Raw genomic sequence first — 13,161 nt, 5'->3', positions numbered from 1 at the left:
AGGAAATCAAAATGAAAACAGTCCTGAAAACTGCTGTCGTTGGCGCGATCGCGGCCCTGACCGCCAGCTCCGCCATGGCCGGTGGCACCATCCGCTTCGGCCATGACAACAAGACAGACCCGTTTGAAAACCCGGCGCATGCCTGCACGGCTGTGTTTCAAAACATCGTCACCGCCGACACCAATGGCAGCGTCACGGTTGAGGTCTTTGGCTCCAACCAGCTTGGCACCGCTGCCGAACATGTCCAGCAAGTGCGTGACGGCGTCATTCAGGCGACACTCACCTCCACCGGCGCACTGGCGAGCTATTATCCGCGTATCGACGTGCTGAACCTGCCGTTTGCATTCGCCAACAACGCATCGACCTACTCGGTCTTTGACGGCGAATTTGGCGAGGCACTGGCGGCAGATATCGAGGCGGAACTGGGTGACGTCGTGGTGCTGGGCTTCCCGGATACGGGCGGGTTCTTTGCCGTCACCAACTCGCAGCGCCAGATCGCCAACCTTGAGGATTTCGACGGGATCCGCATCCGCACCATGACCCTGCCGAGCCACCAGAAAATCGTGCAGGCGCTGGGGGCGGAGGCCTATCCGCTCAGCTGGGGCGAAGTCTATTCCGGTCTGCAGACCGGCGTGATCGACGGTCAGATGAACCCGGTGCCGATCATCTCTTTTGCGAATTTCGCAGAGGTGCAAAAGCACATGACGCTCACCAACCACCTGTTTTCGCCCTACACTTTCATGATCAACAAGGCGTTTTACGATGGTCTGACCGAGGCGGAGCAGAACACCCTGCACACCGCCGCCGAAAGCTGCGTCACCGCCAGCCGGGGCCTTTCGCGGATCATTGAGGCCTCGGATCGTGGTCTGGCGGGTCTGATGGACAAGATCGAAGTGACCGCCCTGTCCGCCGAGCAGCGCGCTGCGATGGCCGGTGCAACCCAGCCCGCGTTTGAGTCCCATGTGGCCGAGAACCTCGACGCCAAGGCGGGCGAGTTGCTGACGCTCTTCAAATCCGAAGTCGGGAAGGCCAACGACGCCTCTTACCTCGACTAACGGTCCCCGTCCGGGGCGTGGGTACGCTCTCGCCCCGGAACCTCAATTTCAAGGATTTGCCTCATGCGCGTCTTCTGCGCTTCTCTTGCCACCGAAACCAATACCTTCTCGCCGCTGCGCACGGATTTTTCCGACTTTGCGCAGAGCTTTTACGCCCCTCCGGGCGAACACCCAGACACTCCGACGCTGTGTTCCGCCGTGTTCCCGGCCTTGCGGCGGCGCGCAAAAGAAGAAGGGTTCACCCTGATCGAAGGCACCGCCACATGGGCGGAACCCGGCGGGCTGGTGAGTGCGGCAACCTGGGAGCATCTGCGCGATGAGGTGCTGAGCCAGTTGAAGGCCGCCCTGCCGGTGGATGCGGTGGTGCTGGGCCTGCATGGTGCGATGATTGCGGATGACTGCGTTGACTGCGAGGGCGAATTGATCGCCTCCGCCCGTGCGCTGGCGGGGCCGAAGGCCAAGATCGGCGTGAGCTTTGACCCCCACAGCCATCTGAGCGCCAAACGGGTCGAGAACGCCGACATCATCACCGTGTTCAAGGAATTTCCACATACGGATTTTGTCGAGGCGGGCGAGGCTTGCGTGGATCTGACCCTGCGCGCCGTGCGCGGTGAGATCGCGCCCGAAATATCAGTCTTTGACGTGCGCATGATGGATGTGCTGCCGACCAGCATTCAGCCGATGCGCGGGTTCGTGGATAAGATCATGGGGCTGGAAGCGCGCGGCGAGATCCTCTCAGGCTCTGTCATTCACGGGTTCATGGCAGGCGACAGCCCCGACCTTGGCGCCAAGATCGTCGTGATCACCGATGGCGATGCCGCCAAAGGCGAGCGCCTGTCCCGTGACCTCGGGATGGAGCTATTTGGCTTTCGTGGCCGCACCAAACCCGATTTCCTACCCGCGGCCGAGGCCCTGCGGCGTGCAGATACCAGCACCAAGACCCCCGTTGTGGTCGCGGACGTCTGGGACAATCCGGGCGGCGGTGTTGCGGGCGATTCCACGATTTTGCTGCGCGAGGTGCTGACCCAACAGCTGGATGGTGTGGCCTTTGGCACCATTTGGGATCCGATGGCGGTGCGCCTGTGCTTCGCCGCCGGAGAGGGTGCCGCGCTGGATCTGCGCTTTGGCGGCAAGACCTCTGCCCATGCGGGCGCACCGGTGGATGCGCGGGTCACGGTGATGCGGCTTCAACGTGATGCAGTGCAGAGCTTTGGCACTTCGGTGGTGCCGCTTGGCGATTGCGCGGTGATCCGGATCGGGGATCTGGACATTGTGTTGAACACCAACCGCAGCCAGACGTTCTCACCCGATCTCTTCAGCAACCTCGGCATTGATCTCGCCCAGAAACGCATCGTGGTGGTGAAATCCACCAACCACTTTCACGGGGCCTTTGCGTCAGTGGCCGGAGAGATCCTCTACGCTGCTGTTGATGGCCCCTATCCAAACGACCCGGCGCGCACCGACTACACCCGCCTGACCCGTGCGATCTGGCCGCGTGTTGAAACGCCGCATGCTGAGGAAACCGCCTGATGACCTTGCCCATCGACACCCCCGCTGTCCTCGTTGATCTGAACATCGCAGAGGCCAATGTCCGCGCCTTTCAGGACTATTGCGACAGCCACGGACTGCAGCTTCGTCCGCATATTAAAACGCACAAACTGCCGCGTCTGGCAGAATATCAAATCGAACAGGGTGCCATCGGCATTACCTGTCAGAAAATCACCGAAGCCGAGGCCATGATCGCGGGTGGCGATATGCGTGATATTCTGATCAGCTATAATATTCTCGGACAGGACAAGGTCGCACGGCTGCGCGCCCTGTCGGAACAGGTGCGCCTGTCGGTCGTGGCGGATAATGCCGCCGTTGTCGAAGGGCTGAGTGCAGGGTTTATGGATGCAAAAACCCCGCTCCCGGTGCTGGTCGAGTGCAATACCGGCGCGGATCGCTGCGGTGTGGAAACTCCGGCAGAGGCGTTGGAGCTGGCGTTGGCGATCAATGCCGCCCCCGGTCTGCGCTTTGCGGGGCTGATGACCTACCCGCCGACGGGGGGCGCAACGCAGGTCACCACATGGCTCGCCGAAGCCAAGGATCTGATTGAGGCCACGGACCTGACAGTCGACGTGATTTCCTCTGGCGGATCACCCGATATGTGGCGCGCCCACCATATGCCACTCGCCACCGAATACCGGATCGGGACCTATATCTACAACGACCGCTCCTTGGTGACACGTGGTACCTGCGACTGGGACGATTGCGCCCTGACGGTCCTGGCGACAGTGGTTTCCACCCCGTCAAAGACCCGCGCGATCATTGACGCTGGGTCCAAGGTACTGACCTCGGATTTGCTTGGTCTCGATGGCTTTGGTCACGTTCTGGGGCACCCCGATCTGAACATCGATCAACTGAGCGAAGAGCATGGCCGGATCACCTCGGATCAGCCAACCGGGCTTCGGGTTGGCGACCAACTCCGCATCGTGCCCAATCATGCCTGCGTGGTGTCGAATATGCTCGACCACGTCACGCTGATGCGCGGCGATGAGATCATCGGCACCGAACCCGTCGCCGCCCGGGGGCAAGTCTGGTGAGCAGTCCTCAGATCCTATGCCTTGGCGAGCCACTGGTGGAGTTCAACCAGACGCCTGACGGTTCCTTTGCGATGGGCTTTGGCGGTGATGTGTCAAACGTCGCCATCGCCGCTGCCCGACAGGGCGCGCGCGCAGGAATGATCACCCGCGTCGGCGAAGATCCCTTTGGGGCGGCCCTTGGCGAACTGTGGTCTGACGAGGGCGTGTCGACCGCGCATGTCATCCGCGCCACCGGAGAAGAAACCGGCGTCTATTTCGTGACCCACGATGCGGACGGTCATCACTTCACCTATCGGCGTAAAGGATCAGCCGCCTCACGCCTCGCCCCGGCGGATCTGCCGCGCGCAGCCTTGCAGAACGGCCCGATCTTTTATGCCTCTGGCATCAGCCTTGCTGTGTCCCCCAGCATGCAGGACGCCGTGACTGAGGCCGCAGCACTCACGCGCGCCGCAGGCGGCATGTTTGCCTTTGATCCGAACCTGCGCCTTGCGCTCTGGTCAATGGACGTGGCCCGCGAGACGACACATCGCTGCATGGCGACCTGTGACATTGCGCTGCCGGGTCTGGATGACGCACGGCAATTGACGGGCCTGAACACGGCTGAAGATATTGCCAGGTACTATCACGACCTCGGCCCGCGCATCGTGGCCCTGACGCTGGGGGCTGAGGGCGTGCTGATCTCGGTCGACGGTGCGCAACGCAGGATGTCCGGGCATTCCGTTGCGGCCAAAGACGCCACCGGCGCAGGTGACTGTTTCAACGGCGCCTTCCTCGCGCGCCTTCTGACAACCGACGATCCATTCGCCGCCACCGAGCATGCCAATATGGCCGCCGCGCTCTCGACCACCGGTTTTGGGGCCGTGACACCAATCCCGACCCTTTCCCAAACCCGCAACGCCCTTGAACAGGCGGTGCGGGGCTAAACTCCCAAACTATCAGGAGACTCCTCATGACAATTGAACGTATCGGCGCAGAGCGCACTGGTGCAGGTGGGCAGAACCTGCCGTTTTCCCCGGCCACCCGCGCAGGCGATTTTGTCTTTATTTCCGGTCAGGTCGCGATGAATGAACGGGGCGAGATTGAGCCCGGCGGCATTGAGGCACAGACCAAGCGCACCATGGAGAACGTGATCGCGGTGCTGGCGCAGGCGGGCTGCACGCTGGATGATGTGGCCAAGGTCAATGTCTGGCTTGATGATCCGCGTGATTTCTGGACCTTCAACCGGGTCTACGCGAGCTATTTCCCCAACGGCGCTCCGGCACGCTCGACGGTGCGCTCGCAATTGATGGTCGATGCCAAGATCGAAATCGATGTGACGGCGTATAAACCGGTCGCCTGATGCCGGATCGAAGATGCGCGAGGCGCTGCCTCATGCAAAAAAGGGGCGCGAAACGCGCCCCTGAAGTGTGACCTTCATCGTATGGTTCAGACGGTTAGTTGAACAACTGTAGCAGGGCCTGTGGCGCCTCGTTGGCAATGCCGAGCGATTGCACCGCCAGCTCCTGTTGGGTCTGTAGCGCCGACAATCGGGCCGATGCTTCTTCCATATCGGTATCCGTCATTGTCGAGACCCCGAGGGTCATGGAGTCGACAAGGTCGGTCACGAACTGGGACTGATCGTCGATCCGCGCAGAGGCGGCCCCGAGGGCAGCAGCACCGGAGATGGCGGTCTGGAGATAGACCTCGATCTCTGCCAGAGCGGATTCGGCGGTTGCGGTATCGGTGATCGTGGTCAGGCTGGTGGACAGGTTCAGACTGGATTCGAAGCCCTGTGCCGCGATGGTAATATCCACCGAGGTCACGGTGCCGCCGGCGCCGACGCGATCCAGCGAGGCCAGAACACCCATTTCGGTTGCCGTGCCGTCAATCGTGTTGGCCAGCAGGTTGGCGCCGTTGAACTGCGCCGCGGAAATGATCGATTCGATCTGATCCACCTTGGAATCAATATCGGTCTGGATCTTGTCGTGGTCGACGTTCTCAGCCTGGGCAGAAACGATCAGTTCCTTGATTTCCACAAGCTTTTCAACGATCTGCTCGGCCCCTGCCGAAGCAACCGCAACGGTCGCATCGCCCATGGCCAGACCTTCCTCGATCGCTTCAAAACTCGCGATGTCGGATTCCATGGTCTTGGAAATCGCCCAAACCGCGGCGTTATCCTTGGCGGTGCCGATTTCCTTACCGGTGGAAATCGCGTTCTGTGTGTCGGTGAGGTTCATATTCACAGACTTCAGCGTCTGCAGGGCGACCATTGCACCATTGTTTGTCAAAATGCTGGACATAGCATGAGTTCCTTTGAGCAAGGAGCACTTTGGCCCCGATGTATTTCCTTGCCCCGTTATGGGGTTTCTCTCTCGTCTTTCTGAACGTGCGGGGCGCTTTGGCCACCACAACAAACTCAATAAGATGCAGGCCAACTCTTGCCGTGAGGATGCTAATGAAGAGCTAAAATGTCGGCGTATATATCTAAAATGCGAGTCAAATTGCAAAAGAGCGCCGTGTTCAGGCGCCCCCCTTCAGCACCGATCTCCAGCACCACCTGGCCGCTTTGGCGTGGTGCGCAAACACCCTTCAACCGACTGTTTCAGATAGTCTTTTCCCGAATGCGTCATGGCTTCTGAAACCGGTGCATCCGCCACGCCACGGGCACCAGATCCGGGTGTTTCAGCAGCCGTCAATCAGGCGATAGAAGTCGAGAAGAGATAAATTAGACCGAGGATTTAATTTGTTTTTCAAAGAACTAACCGGGTTCTCGCGGTTGGAATAAACTGTTTTTTCACGGGCGCAACCTCACGCTGAACGGCAATTCAACGCTGTTCAAGGCTCCGGGGAAAGCAGCCGTGCATCTCATCAAGACCCTCTCTTTTTTGCTGTGCAGCGTCCTCCTGCTGGCAGCGGCCACCTTTCACGACATGCGAGTCGGGTTTGAGCGCCCCACCCGCATCGCCTTTCCCGAGACCAATCCCTATTCCCCGCAAAAAGCGGCGCTTGGCAAAATGCTGTTCTTTGATACGAGGCTTTCGGGCGCGCAGAATCTCAGCTGTGCCACCTGTCACAACCCCTCCTTCGGGTGGGAAACCCCGGCGTCGCGGGCGGTGGGTGCGATGAATCAGGCGCTGGAACGGCACACACCCACGATCGAGAATCTGGCAGAGTCAGACCATTTCTTCTGGGACGGACGGGTCGGCAGCCTCGAACAGCAGGTCGTTGGGCCGATCACCCATCCGCTCAAGATGAATTCAAGCATGCGGCAGGTGGTGCGGCGGCTGGAGGCGATTTCCGGGTATCGCCGCTATTTCGAGATCGCATTTCCCGAAGACGGCCTGACCCAGGACAACATAGTGGCTGCCCTGGCCACCTATCTCCGCACCCTGCGGTCCGGATGGTCGCCCTTCGACGATTGGATCGAAGGGGACGAGGAGGCGATTTCCACCTCCGCCAAACGCGGCTTTGAGGTCTTTACCGGTGTCGGGCGGTGCAGCAGCTGCCACCAGAGCTGGGCCTTCACCGATCACGGGTTTCACACGATCGGACTGGCCAGCGACGACAGTGGCCGCGGCCTCCTGGATCCGGAGATGCAGTATCACTTCAAGACCCCGGGGCTGCGCAATATCGCGCTGCGGGCCCCCTACATGCATGACGGCAGCCTGACCACGCTGCGCGACGTGATCGCGCATTACCGCAGCGGCGGTGTTCCGCATCCGGACCGGCAGAACGACATCGCGCCGCTGGACGGGTTGACGGACCGCAATGTCAATGACCTGCTCGCCTTCCTTGAAACACTGACGGCGTATGACCCGCATGTCTCGGCACCCTCGCTGCCGGTGGATTGAAGGACCCCCTATGTCGATCAAACGCCGTATTCTGGGACCGATCGTGTTGCTGATCCTCATCGGCATCGTTGCCGCGTCCTGCCTGTCGCTTGCTGCGATCCAGACGCAGAACGCCATCCAGAAATCCGACAGCACAACGCTGAAGACGCTACAAGCCACCGAACGCGCCCAACGCATCCGGGAAGAAATCGAAACGCAGCTGTCCCGCTTTCTTGAGTTCAACACCGTTCCCCCCTCCGCCCGGGTTTCCCGCCGTCATGCGCAGTTCGTAGACGGGTTTCAGGCCGTATGGTCCATTCTGGAGACCAGCGAGGGGTCGCAGCGCCAGAAGGCCATGACCCAACGCGTGGCACAACAGTTTGACGCCTGGAACACCGAAGCCTCGATCGCGCTTGGCCTGATTGCCGATACCCATGTGCCCTCGCACAGCCGCCTCGAACGCCTGGCCCGGAGGCTGGAACTGGACCTTGTGGCGCTGGAGCAGGAAGTGCGGGCCAGCGCCCTCCAGACCAATCGCAGCGAGCGCCGCAAATACGCCCGTCAGGTTGTGATCGTCTTTGCGGCGATGATCGTGGTGTTTCTGATTTCCGGGTCCATGTTTCTCGGGTTCGGCAGCCACCTCGTGTCCTCCCTCACGCGGCTGGCCGCCGCCATGGAAAGCATTCGCAACGGCAACTATGACACCACCGTCCGCGACCTGACGCGCGAGGACGAGGTCGGGCAGATTGCGCGCGGTGTGGCGGCCTTCTCTCATACGCTGCAGGATCTGAGTGCCGCAAAATCACGCATTGAACACCTGGCGCTGCACGATCAACTGACCAACCTGCCCAATCGCCGGGCTCTGCAGGAATACCTGCAACGCCGTCTGGCGGAGGCGCCGGACAGCACCCGGCCGGCAGCGATCCTGCATGTCGATCTGGACCGGTTCAAGCAGATCAACGATCTGATGGGCCACGCCGCCGGCGACGAAATCCTGCGTCATGCCGCCCGGGCGATGCAGCGACAGGTCGGCCCGGAGGATCTGACTGCGCGCGTTGGCGGAGACGAGTTTGTCATTGTTCTGCAGAACCCCGGCGACGAGGGCACCTTGCGGAGCTTTGCCCAATCCGTGATCGAAGCGGTGTCGCAGCCGATCGAGGTCTGGGGTGAGTTCATCAACGTCGGGGCCAGTATCGGCATCGCCTTTGCCGACGACAGCGAAGAAGATCCCGCTCGCATCCTGTCCAATGCCGACATCGCGCTCTATGTCGCCAAGAGCAAGGGCCGCGGGCGGGCGTCGTTCTACAACGATGCCACGCGTGCCAAATTCGAGGGCAACATGGCGCTGCTCAAGGATCTGCGGCATGGATTGGAACAGGGCGAGATCACCGCGTTCTTCCAACCCCAGATCGATGGCCACACGGATGAGGTCATCGGGTTCGAAGCGCTGGCGCGCTGGCATCACCCCGAACGTGGCATGCTCGATCCCGGGGTCTTCATCACGCTGGCCTTCGAACATGGCCTCGGGGACCGGTTGACGGAGCGGATCGTGTCAGATGCCATTGCCGCCCTGCAGGACTGGCGGCGCCGCGGCCTGCCCGCGCCTTGTGTCAGCGTCAATTTCTCGGCCAAGCAGCTGCGCGATGGTGGTCTGGTGGAATATCTCGACGATGCGCTCTTTGCGGCGAACCTCCAGCCCAAGGACATAGCCATCGAAGTTCTGGAAAGCGTGTTGTTCAGCGACGGTGTGGACCCGGCCCTGAACACCATTTCACAGCTCCAGGCACGCGGCTATCGGATCGAACTGGACGACTTTGGCACCGGACATGCCTCGATCTCCAACCTGCGCCGCTTCAAGGTCGACGGGGTCAAGGTGGATCGTGACTTTGTATCGGGCGTCGATCAGGACGCCGAACAGGAAATGATCCTGCGCACGATGATCGACCTGTGCCGCAACCTTGGCATCGAGTGCCTGGCCGAAGGTGTCGAAACCGAGGTGGAGCAGGACAAGCTGCTGGCGCTGGGGTGCAGCCGCTTTCAGGGCTACGGCATCGCACGCCCGATGCCGCAGCAAGCGGTGACCGAATGGCTTGAGGCCCGCGAGGGGCGCCAGACCACCGCCAGGGCGGTCTGACAGAAAGGGAGAAGGCTGCGTGCTCAGATGTCTTTCATCAGGCGCAGCGCATCGTAGATCGCCGCGTGGGTGTTGCGCGCGGAGACCGCGTCGCCAATCCGAAACAGCTGAAACGCGCCTTCCGGGTTGCGGCTGACCGTCTGTGGCTGACCGGCAATAAGCGCCTCATGGTCGACTTCGCCATGGTTCACGCTCGCGGGGCGCAACTCCTGATACAGGTCATCATTGGGCAAGGTGCCGTAGTTCACCACCACCTGATCGTAGGTCTGATCGTGGGTGAAATCGCTATAGTCGGTGCCGATCGTGGCAACCAGTTCGTTGCCCTTTTTGGCCACGCCTAGCAAACGGCGGGTGACGGTGAAGGTCACATCCTTGTCTTGCAGGGACCGCATATAGGGCACGAGGTTCATCGCCATGATCTCGGGCGCAAAGGTGCGGTCCGGGGTCATCACCTCAACCTCGGCGCCCGCCTCTGCGGCCACCTCTGCCGCCTGCAAGCCCGGGTGGTCGCCGCTTTCGTCATAGATCAACACACGGCCTGCCGGTTTCACATCCCCCGCGATCAAATCCCAAGCGCTCACCACATGCGCCGCCTCTTGCCCGGTCTCGAACAGCTCCAGATTGGGCAGCCCCCCGGTGGCGATGATGACCACATCCGGGGTCTCCGCCAGCACGTCGGCTTCCTCGGCCCAAGTATTAAAGTGAAACTGCACATCCCGCGCCGCACATTGCGCCATGCGCCAGTCGATGATGGAGATCATCTCGCGGCGGCGCGGAGATTGCGCGGTCAGGCGGATCTGGCCGCCGGGGTCGGGCTGGGCCTCAAAGACCACCACCTTATGCCCGCGCTCGGCTGCGACGCGCGCCGCCTCCAGCCCCGCCGGACCTGCACCGACGATCACCACTTTCTTTGAGGTCTCGGCGGCTGTGATCTCGTGCGGCATCGTCAATTCACGCCCGGTGGCGGCGTTGTGAATGCACAGCGCATCGCCCGCCTGATAGATTCGGTCCAGACAATAGGTCGCCCCCACGCAGGGGCGGATGTCGTCCTCGCGCCCCTCGCGGATTTTGCGCACCACATGCGGGTCAGCCATATGCGCCCGCGTCATCCCCACCATATCCAACAGCCCCGCCTGCACCGCATGGCGCGCGGTGGCGACATCCGGGATTCGCGCAGCGTGAAACACCGGCAGGTCGGTTTCCTGTTTGACCCGGCCTGCAAAATCCAGATGCGGCGCGGATTTCATCCCCTGCACCGGGATCACATCGGTCATCGCCGGATCGGTATGGATGCGCCCCCGGATCACATTGAGGAAATCCACCTGCCCCGTGGCACTGAGCTGCCGGGTGATTTCCAGCCCTTCCTCTGCGGTGATGCCGCCTTTTTGCACCTCATCCGCGGTGAACCGCATACCCACGATGAACGCGTCCCCCACCCGCTTGCGAATGGCTGAGAGCACATCCATCGGAAACCGCAAACGGTTCTCCAGAGTATCCGCCCCATAGGGGCCGCTCAGGTCATTGGTCAGCGGCGACCAGAACTGGTCGATCAGATGACCATAGGCCTGCAACTCGATCCCATCCATGCCGCCTGCCTTCATGCGTTCGGCGGCATCGGCGAAATCCGTGATGATACGCTCGATGTCCCAGTCCTCGACAAGCTTGGGAAAGGCCCGGTGCGCCGGTTCGCGGTGCCGTGACGAGGACACCGACGGCAGCCAGTCGCCTTTGTTCCACCCCGTGCGTCGACCCAGATGCGTGAGCTGGATCATCACCGCGCAGCCGTGTTCATGGCAGCCTTCGGTCAGGTCGCTGATCCACGGCACCACCTCGTCCTTGTAAGCGAGGATATTGTTGAACACCGGCGGGCTGTCCTTTGAGACCGCCGCAGACCCCGCTGTCATCGCCAGCGCCACCCCGGCCTTTGCGCGCTCCGCATGATAGGCGCGGTAGCGCGCCTTGGGCATGCCGTCCTCCGGATAGGCCGGTTCATGACTGGTGGTCATAATGCGGTTGCGAAGGGTCAGATGCTTCAGCTGAAACGGCTGCAAAAGCGGATCGTGTGACATGGCGCTGCCTCATGGAATCAGGTGACTTGACACAAGTGTAAAGTCAGCCTGCATCGCAATTGACACATGTGTCAATTGTTTTAAAGTGCCCGCATGTCCAAACCCGCCTCCCCTCGCCCGCGCGGCTCGCGCGACCTCTGGCTCGATGCCGCGCTTGACCTCTTGGTCTCAAGCGGGATCGACGCGGTGAAAATCATGCCGCTGGCGCGCGCCGTGGATCAGACGCGCACCGGGTTTTACTGGTATTTCAAGGATCTCGGCGCGCTGCATGACGCCATGGTTGAGACATGGGAGGCCCGCAACACCGGCCAGATACAGGCCCGCTGCGAGGCCCCGGCGCAGACCGTCAACACCGCCCTGTTCAACCTGATGGATTGCTGGCTGGACCCGGCACTGTTTGATGCGCGCCTCGATCTGGCGATCCGCAACTGGGCGCGCAACGACGCCACATTGGCGGCGCGGCTTGATGCGGCGGATAATGCCCGCATCGCCGCCGTGCACGACATGTTCCTGCGCTTTGGCTACAGCAGGGAACAGGCCGATGTCAGAAGCCTTACGGTCATCTACACGCAGGTGGGCTATATCTCGATGGAGGTCGAAGAGGAACCCGTCGCGCGCCTGAACCGCGTACCGCATTACGTGGAGATGTTCTCGGGCCAGCCCCCGACACAGGCGGAAATCACGGAGTTCATGGCCCGCCACACGTCGGGCTAGCCAATGGTGCGGCAGCGGGCGACGGCGGCGTCCAGCCCTTTTGCCAGCTCTGCGCCAATGTCTGATGCCCGCAGCACCTCCAGCCCCGCAGCCGTGGTGCCTGCGTAGTCGATCATCTCCTGCACATGATCGCTGGGACGGGCCGTACCCGTCGCCATCATCTGCCCGGCACCGAGGAACAACTGCCGCACCGCCTTGTCGGCGACCTCGGGCGGCAGGCCCTTGGCCTCGGCATAATCCGCCATCACTTCGGCAAAATAGGCAACAAACCCCGGCACCGGCCCGGTCATCGCGGTGAAAACGTCCAGATGCGCCTCCTGCGTGATCCGGTCCGTGCTGCCGCAGGCCTCGAACAGCGCCGTGGCAAAGGCGCGATCCGCGTCCGACGTGGCCTCTGTCGCAACCCAGGGCGAATAGGCAAGCCGCTCTGCCGCCGCCGGGCTGCTCATGGCGCGAATGACCCGCGTGGCCCCGGTCATCTCGGAGATCCGGTCGATCGTGATCCCCGCCATGACGGAGATCACCAGCTTGTCTCTGAGGTCCAGCGACAGCGTGCCCATCGCCGCAGGTGGCACGCACAACAGCACCACATCCGAGGCCGCAATCAGGGCTGCCGTGTCCGTGGTGATGCTCAGCCCCGGATGACCCGAGAACCCGTCGAGCTGCCCGGACCGCGACGCCACCCAGATCCGCTCCTCGGCGATCATCTGCGCCTGCACAACCGCACGCAGGATCGCACTGCCCAGCATGCCCGTCCCTCCGATGATACCGAATGTCTGGTCTGCCATGGCACTG

At 61.8% G+C, this 13,161-nt stretch carries 11 protein-coding genes; 8 read left to right on the top strand and 3 right to left on the bottom strand.

Translation table 11 applies throughout. The features are described from left to right. Positions 1 to 11 precede the first annotated feature (11 nt). The 5 genes from ACXAF5_RS02210 (at position 12) to ACXAF5_RS02190 (ending at position 4,979) form a co-directional block, all read left to right on the top strand. Entirely contained in the window at positions 12 to 1,055 is a 1,044-nt protein-coding gene (locus ACXAF5_RS02210) for a TRAP transporter substrate-binding protein (protein ID WP_474945379.1), read from the top strand. Between the two features lie 63 nt (positions 1,056 to 1,118). Next, positions 1,119 to 2,585: a M81 family metallopeptidase gene (locus tag ACXAF5_RS02205; RefSeq protein ID WP_474945378.1), complete on the top strand. Its 1,467-nt coding sequence runs from the start codon at positions 1,119 to 1,121 to the stop codon at positions 2,583 to 2,585. Then, positions 2,585 to 3,640, top strand: coding sequence for a D-TA family PLP-dependent enzyme (locus tag ACXAF5_RS02200; protein WP_474945377.1), 1,056 nt, complete (start codon positions 2,585 to 2,587; stop codon positions 3,638 to 3,640). The genes ACXAF5_RS02205 and ACXAF5_RS02200 overlap by 1 nt, the downstream gene beginning before the upstream one ends. Then, on the top strand, positions 3,637 to 4,563 hold the full coding sequence (locus tag ACXAF5_RS02195) for a sugar kinase (RefSeq protein ID WP_474945376.1): 927 nt from the start codon (positions 3,637 to 3,639) through the stop codon (positions 4,561 to 4,563). The genes ACXAF5_RS02200 and ACXAF5_RS02195 overlap by 4 nt, the downstream gene beginning before the upstream one ends. 26 nt (positions 4,564 to 4,589) lie before the next feature. Further along, complete coding sequence (locus ACXAF5_RS02190) at positions 4,590 to 4,979, top strand: RidA family protein (protein WP_239318417.1); 390 nt, start codon at positions 4,590 to 4,592, stop codon at positions 4,977 to 4,979. 94 nt (positions 4,980 to 5,073) lie between these two features. On the opposite strand, the gene ACXAF5_RS02185 is transcribed toward ACXAF5_RS02190, so the two are convergent. After that, the gene (locus tag ACXAF5_RS02185; protein WP_239318415.1) at positions 5,074 to 5,919 is read right to left on the bottom strand and encodes a flagellin N-terminal helical domain-containing protein; all 846 of its coding nucleotides are present in this window, start codon (positions 5,917 to 5,919) and stop codon (positions 5,074 to 5,076) included. A gap of 558 nt (positions 5,920 to 6,477) precedes the next feature. Here ACXAF5_RS02185 and ACXAF5_RS02180 point away from each other — a divergent pair. Further along, positions 6,478 to 7,470, top strand: a complete 993-nt coding sequence (locus ACXAF5_RS02180; protein ID WP_474945375.1) for a cytochrome-c peroxidase — start codon at positions 6,478 to 6,480, stop codon at positions 7,468 to 7,470. A 10-nt stretch (positions 7,471 to 7,480) separates the two neighbouring features. Further along, positions 7,481 to 9,583 carry a putative bifunctional diguanylate cyclase/phosphodiesterase gene (locus ACXAF5_RS02175; RefSeq protein ID WP_474945374.1) on the top strand — a complete coding sequence of 701 codons (2,103 nt, stop codon included), beginning with the start codon at positions 7,481 to 7,483 and terminating at the stop codon, positions 9,581 to 9,583. Positions 9,584 to 9,606: 23 nt separating this feature from the next. Here the strand turns inward: ACXAF5_RS02175 and ACXAF5_RS02170 are convergent, their stop codons facing one another. Further along, entirely contained in the window at positions 9,607 to 11,652 is a 2,046-nt protein-coding gene (locus ACXAF5_RS02170; protein WP_474945373.1) for an FAD-dependent oxidoreductase, read from the bottom strand. 93 nt (positions 11,653 to 11,745) lie between these two features. On the opposite strand from ACXAF5_RS02170, the gene ACXAF5_RS02165 reads away from it, so the two are divergent. Further along, on the top strand, positions 11,746 to 12,366 hold the full coding sequence (locus ACXAF5_RS02165; protein ID WP_474945372.1) for a TetR/AcrR family transcriptional regulator: 621 nt from the start codon (positions 11,746 to 11,748) through the stop codon (positions 12,364 to 12,366). Here ACXAF5_RS02165 and ACXAF5_RS02160 read toward each other — a convergent pair. Then, positions 12,363 to 13,154: a pyrroline-5-carboxylate reductase family protein gene (locus ACXAF5_RS02160; protein ID WP_474945371.1), complete on the bottom strand. Its 792-nt coding sequence runs from the start codon at positions 13,152 to 13,154 to the stop codon at positions 12,363 to 12,365. The two genes, ACXAF5_RS02165 and ACXAF5_RS02160, sit on opposite strands and share 4 nt — an antisense overlap. Positions 13,155 to 13,161 lie beyond the last annotated feature (7 nt).

It is taken from the genome of Epibacterium sp. ABV4_022, from assembly GCF_056159345.1.
This window is presented reverse-complemented; position numbering and strand designations above follow the sequence as displayed.